16 protein-coding genes and 1 pseudogene are annotated in these 15,667 nt (G+C 59.0%); 15 read left to right on the top strand and 2 right to left on the bottom strand.

The features are described 5' to 3' along the window. The first annotated feature begins 45 nt into the window (after positions 1 to 45). From ACO1XS_RS21720 to ACO1XS_RS21755, 8 genes are all read left to right on the top strand, one after another. Positions 46 to 513 carry a RidA family protein gene (locus tag ACO1XS_RS21720; protein ID WP_331568285.1) on the top strand — a complete coding sequence of 156 codons (468 nt, stop codon included), beginning with the start codon at positions 46 to 48 and terminating at the stop codon, positions 511 to 513. 52 nt (positions 514 to 565) lie between these two features. Then, positions 566 to 1,534 (top strand): MBL fold metallo-hydrolase, encoded by a 969-nt coding sequence (locus ACO1XS_RS21725; RefSeq protein ID WP_331568284.1) that lies wholly within the window; start codon positions 566 to 568, stop codon positions 1,532 to 1,534. 140 nt (positions 1,535 to 1,674) lie between these two features. Continuing rightward, the gene (locus tag ACO1XS_RS21730; protein ID WP_331568283.1) at positions 1,675 to 2,829 is read left to right on the top strand and encodes a Re/Si-specific NAD(P)(+) transhydrogenase subunit alpha; all 1,155 of its coding nucleotides are present in this window, start codon (positions 1,675 to 1,677) and stop codon (positions 2,827 to 2,829) included. Positions 2,830 to 2,846: 17 nt separating this feature from the next. Then, positions 2,847 to 3,164, top strand: coding sequence for a proton-translocating transhydrogenase family protein (locus ACO1XS_RS21735; protein WP_331568282.1), 318 nt, complete (start codon positions 2,847 to 2,849; stop codon positions 3,162 to 3,164). Next, positions 3,165 to 4,616 (top strand): NAD(P)(+) transhydrogenase (Re/Si-specific) subunit beta, encoded by a 1,452-nt coding sequence (locus tag ACO1XS_RS21740; RefSeq protein WP_486391671.1) that lies wholly within the window; start codon positions 3,165 to 3,167, stop codon positions 4,614 to 4,616. 75 nt (positions 4,617 to 4,691) lie between these two features. Continuing rightward, complete coding sequence (locus ACO1XS_RS21745; protein WP_331568280.1) at positions 4,692 to 5,195, top strand: cupin domain-containing protein; 504 nt, start codon at positions 4,692 to 4,694, stop codon at positions 5,193 to 5,195. 72 nt (positions 5,196 to 5,267) lie between these two features. Next, positions 5,268 to 5,699, top strand: a complete 432-nt coding sequence (locus tag ACO1XS_RS21750) for a DoxX family protein (protein WP_331568279.1) — start codon at positions 5,268 to 5,270, stop codon at positions 5,697 to 5,699. 188 nt (positions 5,700 to 5,887) lie between these two features. Further along, positions 5,888 to 7,057, top strand: coding sequence for a porin (locus tag ACO1XS_RS21755; protein WP_486391672.1), 1,170 nt, complete (start codon positions 5,888 to 5,890; stop codon positions 7,055 to 7,057). A 546-nt stretch (positions 7,058 to 7,603) separates the two neighbouring features. Here ACO1XS_RS21755 and ACO1XS_RS21760 read toward each other — a convergent pair. Next, positions 7,604 to 8,413: a transporter substrate-binding domain-containing protein gene (locus ACO1XS_RS21760; protein WP_331568277.1), complete on the bottom strand. Its 810-nt coding sequence runs from the start codon at positions 8,411 to 8,413 to the stop codon at positions 7,604 to 7,606. Between the two features lie 255 nt (positions 8,414 to 8,668). On the opposite strand from ACO1XS_RS21760, the gene ACO1XS_RS21765 reads away from it, so the two are divergent. From ACO1XS_RS21765 to ACO1XS_RS21795, 7 genes and pseudogenes are all read left to right on the top strand, one after another. Next, entirely contained in the window at positions 8,669 to 9,631 is a 963-nt protein-coding gene (locus tag ACO1XS_RS21765; protein ID WP_486391673.1) for a LysR family transcriptional regulator, read from the top strand. Continuing rightward, a complete protein-coding gene (locus ACO1XS_RS21770) occupies positions 9,621 to 11,027 on the top strand; it encodes an aspartate ammonia-lyase (protein WP_331568275.1) in 1,407 nt (468 codons plus the stop codon). The genes ACO1XS_RS21765 and ACO1XS_RS21770 overlap by 11 nt, the downstream gene beginning before the upstream one ends. Positions 11,028 to 11,121: 94 nt before the next feature. Beyond that, the gene (locus tag ACO1XS_RS21775) at positions 11,122 to 11,862 is read left to right on the top strand and encodes an amino acid ABC transporter permease (protein ID WP_331568274.1); all 741 of its coding nucleotides are present in this window, start codon (positions 11,122 to 11,124) and stop codon (positions 11,860 to 11,862) included. Further along, a complete protein-coding gene (locus ACO1XS_RS21780) occupies positions 11,859 to 12,638 on the top strand; it encodes an amino acid ABC transporter permease (RefSeq protein ID WP_331568273.1) in 780 nt (259 codons plus the stop codon). The genes ACO1XS_RS21775 and ACO1XS_RS21780 overlap by 4 nt, the downstream gene beginning before the upstream one ends. Positions 12,639 to 12,681: 43 nt before the next feature. Next, entirely contained in the window at positions 12,682 to 13,482 is an 801-nt protein-coding gene (locus ACO1XS_RS21785; protein WP_331568272.1) for an amino acid ABC transporter ATP-binding protein, read from the top strand. Further along, positions 13,472 to 13,696, top strand: coding sequence for a hypothetical protein (locus tag ACO1XS_RS21790; protein ID WP_486391674.1), 225 nt, complete (start codon positions 13,472 to 13,474; stop codon positions 13,694 to 13,696). Before ACO1XS_RS21785 ends, ACO1XS_RS21790 begins: the two co-directional genes overlap by 11 nt. 12 nt (positions 13,697 to 13,708) lie before the next feature. Continuing rightward, positions 13,709 to 13,993, top strand: a pseudogene (locus ACO1XS_RS21795) (YbaK/EbsC family protein); the annotation flags it as partial. Between the two features lie 325 nt (positions 13,994 to 14,318). Here ACO1XS_RS21795 and ACO1XS_RS21800 read toward each other — a convergent pair. Continuing rightward, the gene (locus ACO1XS_RS21800; RefSeq protein ID WP_486391675.1) at positions 14,319 to 15,356 is read right to left on the bottom strand and encodes a GlxA family transcriptional regulator; all 1,038 of its coding nucleotides are present in this window, start codon (positions 15,354 to 15,356) and stop codon (positions 14,319 to 14,321) included. Between the last annotated feature and the right edge of the window lie 311 nt (positions 15,357 to 15,667).

Here is a 15,667-nt window from a genome sequence, read left to right on the forward strand (position 1 = left end):
CCTCCGAACGATCGGAGCCGCAAATGAAAAGGATAGGAGAAGCCAATGACACAATCGACCATGAGCGATCGAGACGATGTAATGCCGCGGGCGAGTGAAACGACGGTGTGCCGTCAGAGCATCGTTGTCGAGGGTATTGCTCACAAGTTTCCAGTGCCTAACGCTTGTCGGATCGGCAATCTGGTTGTCTCCAGCGCGATCCATGGGATCGATCCGGCAACCCGGACCCTTCCCGAAGACCTGGAGTCCCAGTGCGCTCACGTATTCGCAAACATGCAGGCGGTCGTGGAGGCGGCCGGAGGCAGCACGCGGGACATTGTCAAGATGACGATCTACCTGAAGGACCGCGATAACAGAGGGCCGGTGAACGAGGAATGGGTACGCATGTTTCCGGACCCTGAATCGCGCCCGGCCCGGCACGCTCAGCTTTTACTGGTCGACGGCCCCTCGTTGATTCAATGTGACTTCATGGCGGTAATCGAGAGCGCAAGTCGCCGAGCGGGTGAACGCTAAGGGCCCGTGCGAACGGCTTCCATGACGCAATGGAAACGATAAGGACGCCACAATGACCGACGATGGAGCGATCAACGCTGCTCGCCGCATGCTGCTTGCGGCTTCATGCCTCTGTGTAGGATGCGGCGTCGCCGCCCCGCTGTTTGCCGCCGTTCCCATGCCGAAAACCGAGGCCCCGGCGTTCTATCGCCTGATGGTCGGTCGATTCGAGGTTATCGCGCTTTCCGACGGCAAAAGCCCGCTTGCGGCGATGAAACTGCTGCAAGGGGATCCATCGGTTATCGAGCAAGCGCTTCATGAGAGCTTTCTTGGCGAGCAGGTGGCTACCTCCCACAATGCTTTCCTAGTGAATACGGGCGACAAGCTGGTGCTGGTGGATGCGGGAGCAGGCACACTGCTGAGCCCTCATACGGGGAGGTTGCTCGGCAACCTTGACGCTTGCGGTTACAAGGCCGAGCAGGTGGACGAGATCTATCTGACACATATGCATACGGATCATATCGGCGGTCTTCTGACGGGAGGGCGCCGGGCTTTTCCGAACGCGGTCGTTCGGGTGGACAGACGCGAGGCGAACTATTGGATGAGCGAGCAAACCATGCGTGCCGCGCCTTCCGCCGCGAAGCGGTTCTTCGAGGCGGCCAGGACCTGCTTGTCGCCTTACATGACGGCGGGCAAGCTCGAGACCTTCGAGAGCAGCGCAAAGCTCACCCACGGAGTACGCGCGCTGGCTGCCTATGGACATACGCCGGGTCATACGATGTACGCGGTTGAGAGCGAGGACGAGAAACTGCTCCTGTGGGGCGATATCGTTCATGTCGCTGCAGTGCAGTTTGCCGATCCGAGCGTCACGATCGGTTACGACGTCGATCGTGTCGAGGCCGAGCAAGAGCATTGGCGCACCTTCGCCGATGCGGCACGAAAACGATACATGGTGGGCGGTGCGCATCTGCCGTTTCCCGGGCTTGGCCATGTGCGCGACAACGGCGATGGGAGCTATGCCTTCGTGCCGCTAAGCGAGTAGTCGCAGGAAGGCGCGCGGCATATCGAGCAAGGGGGAACGGAGGGCGTCGACGCCCAGATGCGACGCCGGAAGGCATCGAAGAAAGCGTTGTTACCCCTATAAATTAGGATTACTAATTAAATCGACGATAGGAGACTTCGTTGTTTATTGGCATACCAAAGGAGGTGCGGCTGCATGAAGCCCGCGTCGCCGCGACCCCCGAGACGGTGAAGAAGTACGTTCAAGCGGGGCATCGCGTTACGATCGAACGCGGCGCCGGCGCGGCCGCGAGTTTCACGGACGATGCGTATGCCGCCGTCGGGGCCGAGCTTGCCGAAGCCGACGCGGCGTTTTCCGCCGATCTCGTCCTGAAGGTGCAATCGCCGAGCGAGGCCGAGCTCGCGCTGATCAAGCGCAGCGCCGTCCTCGTGGGCATGCTCGAGCCGTTCAACGCGCAGAACGCGGCGCGCCTCGCCGATGCGGGCGTCACCGCTTTCGCGCTCGAAGCCGCACCGCGCACGACGCGCGCGCAAAGCCTGGACGTGCTGTCCTCGCAGGCGAACATCGCCGGCTACAAAGCCGTGCTGATTGCCGCCGATCTCTATCCGCGCTTCCTGCCGATGCTGATGACGGCCGCCGGCACGGTGAAGGCGGCCCGCGTGCTGATCCTCGGCGCGGGCGTGGCCGGCTTGCAGGCCATTGCCACCGCCAAGCGCTTGGGTGCCGTGATCGAAGCCTCCGATGTGCGTCCGGCCGTGAAGGAGCAGATCGAATCGCTCGGCGCGAAGTTCGTCGACGTGCCGTACGAGACCCAGGAAGAGCGCGAGGCGGCCGAAGGTGTGGGCGGCTACGCACGGCCGATGCCGCCTTCATGGCTTGCCCGTCAATCGGCCGCCGTGCACGAGCGCGCTAAGGTGGCCGATATCGTCATCACGACGGCGCTGATCCCCGGGCGCGACGCGCCGATGCTGTTGTCGGCGGAAACGGTCCAGGCGATGCGCCCGGGCTCGGTCATCGTCGATCTGGCCGCGGGGCGTGGTGCAGAGCTCGCCGGGCTGCCCGGCGAGCGCGGGGGCAACTGTCCGCTCACGGAGCCGGACAAGGTCGTGACCAAGCACGGCGTGACGATCGTGGGGCATACGAACCTGCCGGCGATGGTGGCGGCCGACGCCTCCTCGCTCTACGCGCGCAATCTGTTCGACTTCCTGAAGCTGATCCTCACGAAGGAAGGCGCCTTGACCATCGACATGAACGACGACATCGTCGCGGCCACGCTGCTGGCCCGCGACGGAGCCGTTGCCCGCAAGGCGGCATAAGGAATAGGAACGAGGCGATGGAAATCATCAATCACACCGTCATCAATCTGATCATCTTCGTGCTGGCCGTCTACGTCGGCTACCACGTCGTGTGGAACGTCACGCCGGCGCTGCATACGCCGCTGATGGCCGTGACCAATGCCATTTCGGCCATCGTCATCGTCGGGGCGATGCTCGCCACTGGCCTGACGGTCGGCGGCCCGGGCAAGCTCTTCGGCACACTGGCCGTGCTGCTGGCCGCGGTCAACGTATTCGGCGGCTTTCTCGTGACGCGGCGCATGCTGGAGATGTTCAAGAAGAAAGAGCCGAAGAAGGCCGCGAAGGAGGGTGCGTAAATGAGCATGAACGTCGTTACGCTGCTTTATCTCGTCGCCTCGGTCTGCTTCATTCAGGCGCTCAAGGGGCTGTCCAATCCGAAGAGTGCGCGCGCGGGCAATGTGTTCGGCATGGTGGGCATGGCGACCGCGATCCTCACCACGGTCGCGCTGATCGTCAAGCAAGCGGCGCTGCTCGGGTCGAACCTGGCGCTGGGCTTGGGGCTGCTGTTCGGCGCCCTGGTCGTGGGCGGAGCGGTGGGGGCTTACGTCGCCGCGCGCGTCGAAATGACGAAGATGCCCGAGCTCGTCGCGGCCATGCACTCGCTGATCGGTCTCGCGGCCGTGGCGATCGCTTATGCGGTGGTCAGCGAGCCCCCGGCATTCGGCCTCGTGCCTTTGGACGCACCCGATGCAGGTTTCCTGCCCTACGGCAATCGCATCGAGCTCTTCATCGGCACGTTCGTTGGCGCCATCACGTTCAGCGGCTCGGTGATTGCTTTCGGCAAGCTGTCCGGCAAATACAAGTTCCGGCTGTTTCAGGGCGCACCGGTCGTTTATCCGGGGCAACACCTGATCAATCTGATGCTGGCGCTGGGCATGATTGGCTTCGGGATCATCTTTTTCCTGACGCAATCGTGGCTGCCGTTCATCATCATGACGGTCATCGCGTTCGCGCTCGGGGTGCTGATCATCATTCCGATCGGCGGGGCCGACATGCCCGTCGTCGTTTCGATGCTGAACTCGTATTCGGGCTGGGCGGCGGCCGGCATCGGCTTTTCGCTGAACAACGCGATGCTGATCATTGCCGGCTCGTTGGTTGGCTCTTCCGGTGCGATTCTGTCGTACATCATGTGCCACGCGATGAATCGCTCGTTCTTCAACGTGCTGTTGGGCGGGTTCGGTGCGGAACCCGGCGCGGCAGCGGCGGGCGGAGCCGCGGAGCAGCGGCCCGTGAAGTCGGGCTCGGCCGACGACGCTTCGTTCATGCTCGGCAATGCGGAATCGGTCGTGATCGTCCCCGGCTATGGCTTGGCCGTGGCGCGCGCGCAGCATGCATTGAAGGAACTGACCGATAAGCTCATCGAAAAAGGCGTGGACGTGCGCTATGCGATTCACCCCGTGGCGGGGCGGATGCCGGGGCACATGAACGTGCTGCTGGCCGAAGCCGAAGTGCCGTACGAAATCGTCCATGAGATGGAAGACATCAACGGAGAGTTCGGTCAGACCGACGTCGTGCTCGTGCTCGGGGCGAACGACGTGGTCAATCCGGCGGCGAAGAACGACCCGAAATCGCCGATTGCCGGCATGCCGATCATCGAGGCATACAAGGCGCGTACCGTCATCGTCAACAAGCGGTCGATGGCGGCGGGGTATGCGGGGCTCGACAACGAACTGTTCTACATGGACAAGACGATGATGGTCTTCGGCGATGCGAAGAAGGTCATCGAGGACATGATCAAAGCGGCTTAAAGGCCACGCCCCGCTTGTGCGACGGCAGCCTTTACGCACACGTCCAGACGCTTTCTCTCAACCTAGGAGTGATCGATGAAGTTGACTTTTTCGCATCTAATTTTTGCTGTGGCGATTTCGATTTACGGGACTATCGTTGCGGCCCAACCCGCGGGAACACCAATGCAAGTCATGGTGGCGACGCCCGAGCAACTAGCCGTCACACAGAGTGCGTCGAAAACTGTGGGTGTGTCCCAGGTGAAAGGCCAAAGCGCGGAAATGCTTTATGGCGATTCGAGCAGACCTGGGCTCTATACCGTTTTGCTGCGTCTGGCTCCGCATAAACGCATCATGCCGCTTTCTCATCCCGACTCGCGCTTTGTGACAGTTTTGTCCGGTACCTTCTATATAGGGTTTGGCGATACCTACGAAGAAAGCAAGCTCAAAGCGCTTTCGGCTGGAGGCATCTATACCGAACCGGCTCACGTCAATCATTTCGGTGAAACGCGAGGTGAACCCGCCCTCGTTGCGATCACTGGATACGGTCCGAGCGGCACCCTGTACGCAAAACCTTCCGATTCGAAAAATGCCCACAAATAATTTGGGGATTGCCGTGGATGTGGCCCGCTCCAAGACGGCCGCATAACAGTTCGAGCTCCCGGGAGAGAGACATTGCGTAAGAAGCCAGCTTGTCGTTCGGATGTGCCTTCGCTGCCCGCGGCACGTGTCCTTTTATCCATTCCATTTATTTTCGGAGGTATTCATAACCTGTTCGCGTATAGCATCTTCGTCGACTACCTCGCTTCACGAGGCATACCGATCCCCAACATTCTTGCGGCGCCATCGATAGCGAGCGATCTCGTCGGCGGCCTATTGCTGGTCCTCGGGATTCGATTGCGGATACTGGTGCCCTTCTTGATGATCTACATCGTCTTCATGGCATTCGTAGGGCATCCTTTCTGGTTATTCGAGGACCCGAAACTGCGCGAGGATATGGTTTTTCATTTTTGGAAAAATATCGCAATTGCGGGTGGATTGCTCGCAGTTTCCGTTTCAAACACGGCGACGTGCAAAACATCGGATTGTGCGTTGTCGAAATCGTAGTCGCTCGGATCGCCTTTGTTCGGGCCATACCTACGGTTAGATCGGTGCACAACCTTCATGTATGGTCCTCACGTTGATGCTCTTGCGCATCTCCGGGTAGTCGCGCCACAGTCGCGCGTTCATCTCGGACGCATACCAAATACGAGCGTGACAACACGCATATTTCAACAAATGACAGGAGACAACATATGAAAAAGCTTCTTATGACTGTGAGTTGCAGCGCAATCGGAGTAGTGGCGCATGCACAGAGTTCGATTACGCTATACGGTTTGATCGACAATGGCGTTTCTTATGTTAGCAATAATCGCGTCGCAAGCGGCGCGGGCAAGAGCAACGTGTTCGCATCCTCGTCGAACATCGTCGGCGACCGGTGGGGGGTGACCGGCGCCGAAGATCTCGGCGGTGGGCTTCAGGCGATATTCAAGCTCGAAAACGGATTCTCCGGGACGAACGGCGGCCTTCAGCAAGGTGGGCGGCTGTTCGGGCGGCAGGCGTGGGTGGGCATGTCCAGTCCTTTGGGAACCCTGACGCTCGGGCGGCAGTACGACTCCGTGGTCGATTTTCTCGCGCCACGGAGTCTCGCGCAAAGCTTTCTCGGCGGGCTGGAGTTCATGCATCCGATGGATAACGATAGCTTCGGAAACGTATCCCGGCTCGACAACGCTGTGAAGTTCACCAGCATCGATTACAGCGGCCTAAAGTTCGGGGGACTGTATGCGTTCTCCAACAAGGCAGGTGGCTTCTCGGACAATCGGGCATTTAGCGGCGGGGCTAGCTACAGTCACGGACCGTTCACGGTAAGTGCCGGGTACATGAGGATCGATCGCCCCGGAGACGGGGTTGCGGGCGCACTCGACGGTTCCTCGACCTCGGGCGATGCGACGTTTCGCGCGGGCACCCGCCAGGTCTGGGGCATGGGAGGGAGCTATGCGATCGGACCGGTCACACTGGGGCTCGTATGGAGTGCTTCACGGTATCGCGATACGACTGCCGCATATCGTGGGAGCACAGCCTCGCTTACGCCCGCCGGGATGCCGACCGATTTGACGTTCAACAACTATGAAGCGAACGTTCGGTATCTGGTTACGCCATCGTGGGTGGTAGCAGCATCCTATACGCTTACCGATGGAAGATATTCGAACACGTCGACCCACGCGAAGCCGCGATGGAATCAGTTCAATCTGATGACGGCATACTCGCTCTCAAAGCGCACCGACGTCTATCTGATGGCGGAATACCAGCACGTGAGCGGCGCCTCGGGAACGATTTTCGACGGTGCATTCATTGGGGGCAGCGGAGGTCCCTCGGCGACCAATGCTCAGTTTCTGGCGAGCGCTGGGTTGCGCGTGCGGTTCTGAGTGTCGGACGACATGCAATGCGCACGCGGCTGACAGCGATGCCAGTTCGGTAATCCCCCGGCTTTTAACATTCGATCTTCAATAGCACCGTCAACGCCGCGTACTCGTCCGCACGCTCCATCAATATCGCGCGCGGGCGGCAATTCCGCATTCGGCCCTGTCACGCTCGGTGGCTACTAAAGCTATTCGGAATGCAACCCCGACGCATCATCCTCCTTTACCCGATCGGAGAAATATCACAATGCACGCTGCGGGCGGCGGTCGATGTTATCGCATTCGAGGCGTCGGGAAAATGCTGGGCTACTGCGACTAATGGTGCGCGCAAGGTTCGCGAGGAACCCGGCGATGGTTAAGATCGCCCGACATTTTGGGAGCGGGGGAGCAGCGCCTGTTGATTTCCACCGAATTCTGACCCGCCAGCTACTGGCTCAGATGGGTCAATTCTGCATGGACATCAACAGAGCGACTGTGTTTCGACGAACAACGGAATGTAATTCAATCCGTCGCATCACATGACGAGCCGTGCGTGATCAATCGCGATATCCCTTACATCGCCTTCTTATGCTGGACCTGAAGCCACTCGGAAGCCGGCAGTCCCCACTTCTTCTCCAAGTTGATCAGCTCGCCGCTCTTGTGCCACGAGGCGACCGTGCCCGACAAGAACTTGGCGAGCGGCGTCTCCGCGTTGTCCTTCGCCACCGCCAGGCCCCACGGCTGCACGTCGTCCGGGGGCAGCGGCGCAGCGAAATCCTTCAGCTTGCCGTCGTTCAGCAACTGTCCAGTCACCGTGCTGTCTTCGACGAAACCGACGCAAGAGTTGTTCATCAACGCATTGATTGCTTGGGTGAGGTCGGCGAACGCGGCGATATTCACGCCGTACTTTTCGCTGACGGCGCGGTTGTAGTAGGTGCCTTGCACGCCACACACCGTTTTCCCGCGAAGATCGGTCCAATTCTTGACGTCCGAGCCTTTACGCGCGATGAAGCCGGTACCGCCAGCGTAGTAGAAAGGCTGGATGAAGTCGACCACGTTCGCCCGCTCCTGGTTGTATGTCAGGCTCGCCAAAATGACGTCGATGCGTCCTTGCTGCAGAAACTGAATCCGGTTCGCCGGCTGCACCGGGACCATTTCGACTTTTACCCCCAGCCGCTTGCCGATATCACGCGCCAAATCAGGTTCGATCCCGACGATTTGGCCACTCTGATCGCGCATGCCGAACGGCTTGTAGTCCGTGTTCACGCCGATCTTGATGACGCCCGCGCTCTTGATCTGACTCAACGCATCTGTACCCGCATGCGCCTGCATGCCGAAAGCCGCCACGCAGAGCGACAGGGCAATTCCAAACAGCGATTTCACGATGGACTCCTCCAGGATTCAGGCTGATTCCGGTTATGTATGACCTCTCGCTCGGATCGCCAGATGCGTGTCCGAGCAATCCCAGCCTACGCAGCCAAATGTCGGTTTTCAAATAATCGGGGCACGCTATTAGCAAAACTCAGAGATAGTATTAGCGTTACTGATAGTGGACGTCTATCATTTGATCGTCTACTGAGCCACGCTTAAAGTTCACCCATGAGAGGGATCACCGTGCCCGCCTTCAAGAACTTGGATATGCAAACCCTTCAGATCTTCGTGACGACCGCTGAGGAACGAAACATGTCGAATGCCGCGAGGCGGCTCGGCCTGACTCAGTCTGCGGTGTCGCAAAGCATCCGACAACTCGAGGATCAGTTCGGGGTGGTGCTGTTCAATCGCGAGCGGCGCCCGCTGACCCTTACGGCTGCAGGCTTGACGCTGCGCAATCGCGGCATGGTGCTCCTGGAGGATTTGAATCGTTTGAAGGCGCATGTCATCGAAGCGAGCAAAGGCATCAAACCCGACGTGCGCGTCGGGCTCGTCGATTCCTTTGCTGGGACATGCGGGCCTGCGTTCATCAAGGCGATGTTGAATGAGTCCACCACGCTTTCCGTCCGCACGGGTCTCTCGCCTTATCACAGTGAGGGGCTCGTCGGGCGCGACCTCGATCTCGTCATCTCGACGGATCCATTGGCGGACCTTGACGGCATCGAGCGTCGGCGGCTGCTCTCCGAACCATTCGTGGTGATCACACCCAAAGAGCAAACGGGCGCCGTACGTACACCTGCGGACTTGCGGGCGCTTGGGGAGGCATTGCCGATCGTCCGCTTCAATCGGCAGTCGCACATCGGGGCACAAATCGAGCGCTACCTGCGTCGTATCGATGTCCGGATTGCTCGCCGCCTTGAAGTCGATACGGCCGACACGCTGACGTCGATGGTCGCGGGCGACATCGGCTGGGCGATTACGACACCCATGTGCCTGTTGCAAGCCGGGGAGTACGCAAGAAAAGTGAAGTTGCATTTCCTGAGTGCATCGACCTCGGGCCGCTCGCTTTATCTCGTCGCACGCCGCGACGAATACAGCCATCTATTCGACGACGTCTATGCGATCGCTCATTCGATCGTGTCGACGTCGCTATTGCAACGGCTTGCACAAATCCATGCCGACCTTCCCAAACTCATCGACATCGAAACGGAGACTGAACATGAGCGGTAGCACAGAGGCTTTGACACGAACGGAAAGCGATTATTGGGGCGATGTCAGCATTCCAAACCATGAGCTGTATGGCGTGAATTCCGTGCGCGGCGTGGAGAATTTGCGCGTGTCGAAGCGGACGATCGCGGATGTGCCCGAGTTCGTCAAGGCGTTCGCACGATGCAAATGGGCCGCCGCGCTGGCGAATCGCGATCTGGGTGTCTTGACGGAGGAGCAGTGTCAAGCGATCGTCGGGGCATGCCGCGAGATCGTCGATGGCCAGCACTCCAGCTCGTTCGTGGTGGATCTGCTCGAAGGGTCGGGCGGCACGTCGACCAACATGAATTTCAATGAAGTGATTGCCAATCGCGCGCAGCAGTTGCTCGGCGGCGTGCCGGGTCGCTACGACTTCGTGCATCCGAACAATCACGTCAATCGCTCGCAATCGACGAACGACGTCTATCCGGCCGCGATGAAAATGGCGGTCTACGAACTGATCGTGCCGCTCGCTGCCGAGTTGTCGGAACTCGCTGAGGCGTTTGAATCCAAGTCCATCGAGTGCGGCGACGTACTGCATCTGGGCCGAACGTGTCTGCAGGATGCGCAGCCGATGCGATTGGGTCAAGTCTTCGGCGGCTATGCCTCGCTGACGAAGCGACTCGCCAATGAGTTGCTGGCTGCTCGCGAAAAGCTGCTCGCATTGCCGCTCGGCGGTACTGCGATCGGTACGGGGTTCGGCGCACCGGCCGGCTACCGGCGAGCGGTATTCGCGCACCTGGTTTCTCTGACAGGCATTGCCTACTGTGCGCCGGACGATGCCTTCGATGCAATGCAAAACCTCGATGTGTTCTCGCGCGTCTCTGCTGAGCTGCGCGTGTGCGGCACGTCCCTCGGCAAGATCGCCTCCGACTTGATTCTGCTCTCGTCGGGTCCTGTCGGTGGACTCGCGGAGCTTACGTTGCCGGCGGTGCAGGCAGGTTCGTCGATCATGCCCGGCAAGGTCAATCCCGTGGTGCCGATGTCGATCGTGCAGTTGGGGTTCGCGGTCGTCGGTAACGATAACTGCGTCGCCCAAGCCGTCCAATGCGGCCAATTGGAGATCAATCACTTCGAGCCCGTCGTGGCCGATCGCGTATTCGAATCGTTGGGGTTGCTGACGAATGGTGTTCGTCTATTCCGCGAAAAGTGCGTGCAAGGCATTAAGGCGAACGTCGAAGTCAACGAGCGGCATGTGTTCGAATCGATGGCCGTGGCCACGGCGCTCGTGCCTACGCTCGGATACGCGAAGGTCAGCGAATTGGCACGGCAGTCCGTGCATGAAGGGCAGCCGCTGATCAAGATCCTCGAGGAGAGCGGCGTACTCAGCGCGGTCGAGGCTCGCCGTCATATCGAGGAATCGACGCGTCCTACGTTTTGACGTTTCGTAAAATAGGTAGAGTTGGAGACCAGAGGCAGCGCTGCGATGGAGATGGTGCAAGCCATCGGGCGATGCCTTTGAGAGGAGCAAATAGATGATCAATGCCGCTGGATTCTTTCAGTGGTTGAACGCGCACTACGGCGTCAACTTCTCGGTGTTCTACGACGCGTTCGAATGGCACACGTTCGTGCGCGGCATCGCGATGACGTTCGTGCTTTCGGCCGCATCGATCGCGGGGAGCGTCGTGTTGGGCGCGGTCGGTGCGTTTTTCCAGCGCTCGCATTCACGAGGGCTGCGCCTGTGCGCGGACGCCTACGTGTGGATATTCCGGAACACGCCGCCGCTCGTGCAGCTGTACTTCTTTTACTTCGCACTGAGTCCCTTTCTGACTCATCTGGCCGGCGCTCCCACGCCGCTGCTCGGGAATATCGGGTGGGCTGTTGTCTCGCTGATCCTGTTTGCGGGAGCATTCAACGTCGAAATCTTTCGCTCCGGAATCGAGGCGGTGCCGCATTCGATGTTGGAGGCCGCATCCTCACTCGGAATGAGCCATCTGCAAACGTTTCGAAAAGTCGTGATGCCGCTCGCGCTACGCATCAGTTTGCCGGCGCTGAGCAATAACTTGATCAACCTAATCAAGACGACGACCAACGCCTACGCGATCGCCGTACCGGAACTGCTGTATGTGTCCTCGCAGATCTGGGCTCAAGACCTGAACACACTCGAGATGATGATCGTCTTGCTGGTCTTCTACTTGGGCGTCATCGGCGTGTTCGTGATGCTGATGAATAGGTTGGAAAAGTCGATCGCTGTACCTGGCTGGGGGAAACAATGAGCAAGCGTCATTCAATTTCGCCGTCGTTGCTTGCCGCTGCCGGTTTGCTCGTTCTGGCTTACCCGGCCGTGGCTAGCGCACAGACTACCGCTGCCGGCGCTGACGGTGCCCACTGGACGACATTGATCCCATGGCTTCCCGTGCTTCTCAAAGGTTTCGCATTCGACGTGCTGATCAGCTTTGTCGCGATGGCGATCGGAACCGTCCTGGGCACGGCAGTGGGCATTGGGCAGATATCGCACCACAAAGGCGTGCGGGTGGCAAGCGGGTGGATTACGCAATTCTTCCGCAACGCGCCGTGGCTCGTCATCTTGTTCTTCTGCATTTATCTGATGCCATATCAGATCAACGTCCTGGGTTTGTCGGTGCCATTCCCCGCTTGGGTTAAGGGCATCGTCGGGCTTTCCTTCCCGGTAATGGGCAACGTGTCCGAAGTGGTTCGCGGTGGCATACAGTCTTTGCCTACCGCGCAGTGGGAGGCGGCGGCCGCACTCGGTCTCACGCGCAGGCAGACGCTCAAACTGTGCATCTTGCCGCAAGCCGTCAAGCGCATGGCGGCGCCTTGGATGAACACATACGCAATCTTGATGATGTCGACGCCACTGGTCTCAATCGTAGGCGTCGACGATAGCGTCAGCATCGCAAGTTCGGTGCTGTCCGCGCTCGCCAATCCCGCGCTGATGATGCCCGTCTACGGCCTCATTCTCGTACTTTTCTTTGCGTACTGCGCCCCGATCGCGATGCTCACGAAGCAGCTCGAACGTCGCTATCGATAAGCCGATGCGCGCTAACCAATACAGGAAGAATGTGGAGGGACATATGACGGCCACTCAGCGAGTTGAACTGGCGCCATCGAGCGCACGTCCGCCTTTACCACGAGCGGCGGAGGCGATCGTATCCGTGCGCGATGTAAAGAAGGCTTTTGGGGCGCACCAAGTATTGCGCGGTGTCTCCTTACAAGTGGAGAAAGGGACGGCGGCGGCATTGATCGGTCCGTCTGGATCTGGCAAATCGACGCTCTTGCGCTGTATCAATGGTCTCGTCGACATCGACGAGGGGGAGGTCTATGCGGCGGGTCATGCGGTGCATACGCTGCGCAGCGACAAGGATCGCATCGCATTGCGCAAGGATGTCTCAATGGTGTTTCAGCAATACAATCTTTTCCCCCATATGACGGTGCTGGAAAACGTGATGCTTGCGCCGATCAACGTTTTGCGTCAGCCCAAAGAGGAGGTCGAGGTGCGTGCAGTTGAACTGCTTGCCAAGGTTCGATTGTCGGGCAAGGAGAAATCTTTCCCGGGGCAATTGTCGGGAGGGCAGCAGCAGCGCGTGGCCATTGCGCGCTCTTTGGCGATGCGTCCCGGTGTCATGCTATTCGACGAAGTCACTGCGGCACTCGACCCGGAGACAGTGAAGGAGGTGTTGACTACCATCAGAGATCTCGTGTCGGAAGGCATGACCAGCATCTTGGTGACGCACGAGATGCGCTTTGCGCGTGAGGTTGCGCATCAGGTGTTTTTCACGGACAAAGGGCTGATCGTGGAGTCCGGATCACCGAAGGAATTTTTCGATACCCCGCGGGATCCGCGCACGCGGGAGTTTCTTAGCCATGTCCTATAGAAAGGAACGTTGGCTTGCAGGCAGGCAAGAAGTGCTGGCTCATCTGGATGAGCACGCGATTGCTTACGAGGAAACACATCATGCCGTCGTGACGTCGATGTTGGAATCCGCTCGACTTGGGCTCAGCGTCGAGGGTGTACGCTGCAAGAACCTCCTGATGCAGGACAAGAAGAAGCGGCGATTGCTGTTGGTCGTCGCGCAAGCGGATCGCTAGGTCGATGCCGCATCGTTGGGGCGCGGGCTGGGGTGTGGACGGCTTTCTCTGTGCTCAGCCGATCTACTGCTCGACCGTTTGGGCGTCGTGCCCCGTGCATTGTCGCCGCTCGCGCTAATCAACGACAAGGAAGGATCGGTGGAGCTCGTGATCGACGAGAGTCTGTGCGATGTGTCGCGGCTGCTCTTTCATCCGCTTGTGAACACGTCGACCATTGCCCTGGCACGCGATGGTTGGGGGCGTTTCTTAAGTTCGATTGGATGTGAGCCGACGTATGTTGTGGTCGGAGGGATCTGAGGCAAACACGCGATTCGCCATTGAGTCCAATCAGTCAGCGCTCCTCCGTGTGTGAAGTCGTAGACCGCGTGGTCGAATGAGTCGTATTCGGTCGCGCCTAAAGCAGACCGGGTAGCCAAGGCGCCGATCTATAAACTTATGGCGCAGCACGGCATCCGCGCTTGGCACAAGCGCCAGTACATTGCTACGACGAACGCGGCCCGAGTGCCGCGCAACAAGACAATCCACCGGCGATTCGGCAGTCGAATGTTTACGAGATTCTTTGACGCCTCGGTCATACAGACGCGGCACCTTTCAATGGCCTCTTTTCCGTCCGCCGTCGCAGCTAGGCGTTCGTCATTATGCGTCTTCGGCGTCTGAACGCGTCGGGTGTTTCCTTATACGTGGCTTTGAACCAGCGGCTAAAGTGAGCTGCATCTGAAAAGCCGCATTCGCTTGCGATCTGAGCAATCCCTCGATCCGAATTCAGCAGAAGCCAGTGCCCTTGTGCAAGACGGATATTGCGCCAGGTTTCTGCGGGGCTTTCATTCCCGTATTTGGCAAATAACCGGCACAATTCACGCTCACTGCAACCTACCTTGTCGGCCAATACGCCGATTGGATAGGGCGTCGCTATGTGCCGCTCCATAATCTCTATTGCGGTTTCGACCTTTCTGCTTCCGCATACGGCGAGGTGTCCGTACGCGCGATGTGGGAAACGGGACGCCGAGCGCTGCCTCTCGATAAGGAGGGAGGTCAGGCCTTTCACTGCTCGCGCCTTGCCGCAATGCGAGTCAATGAGATGGAATGCGAGATCTAGTGCAGAGGTGCCACCGAGGCATGTCAGGACACCTCGGTCGCTGATATACATCTCATCCGAAACAACCTCGACCTTTGGAAACAATTTACGGAACGCTGCCTGGTGTTCATGGTGAACCGCGCATCTACGGCCATCAAGAAGTCCAAGGTCAGCGAGGATAAAGCTGCCCGTACAAAGTCCGACGACAGTGATTCCCGAGTCGTACGCGTGGCGGATGAAGCTTCGATGGGCCTCACTAAGGTTCAAGCACGCAGGCAGCAGGCCGCCCACGACGACGATGAAATTCAGGTCACCAAATTCCTTGAGCTCCTGTTCAGGGAGAATCAAAGAGCCGCAGCTTGCCCGGATCGGTTCGTCGAGGCGCTCAGCCAATATTTTCCAAGTGCAGTAAATCTGCCGACTGTAGTCGCTTTCATCTGCAGCATGCCGAAGGCTGTCGATGAATGCCGCGAACGGCAGCAGGGTGAATTGCGGTGAAAGAATAAACCCAACCCGGATTGTCGGCTCGATTCCGTGCAGTAGTGGGGGATGGGGCGCCAGTGCCTCAAAATCAGCGGCGTTCATGAGCTTTCATCAGTGTAATAAATGGCGACTCTCGGAGGGTTCACCGCGAGTTTCGGGAATCAGGTCGACAGTTTTCGACGGGAGACGCGCACTCGTCCATAGAAATAGTGTCATATCGCGGGTTGAATTGCCTAGGTGAAAACGCGGATCAGTCCAGAGCGTTCAAAGGTTGGTCCGATTCGTTCAATACTAGCCTAAATGCGGCTAGATAGGATACATACCAACGGATTCACCGTTCAAGCGACACCTGCGGCGTCGACAACAGTAGGTTTGTCCTAGGTTTTCGGCGCGCTCCTGCGCAGCCGCTGCGC

The sequence above is a fragment of the Trinickia sp. genome (assembly GCF_057351765.1).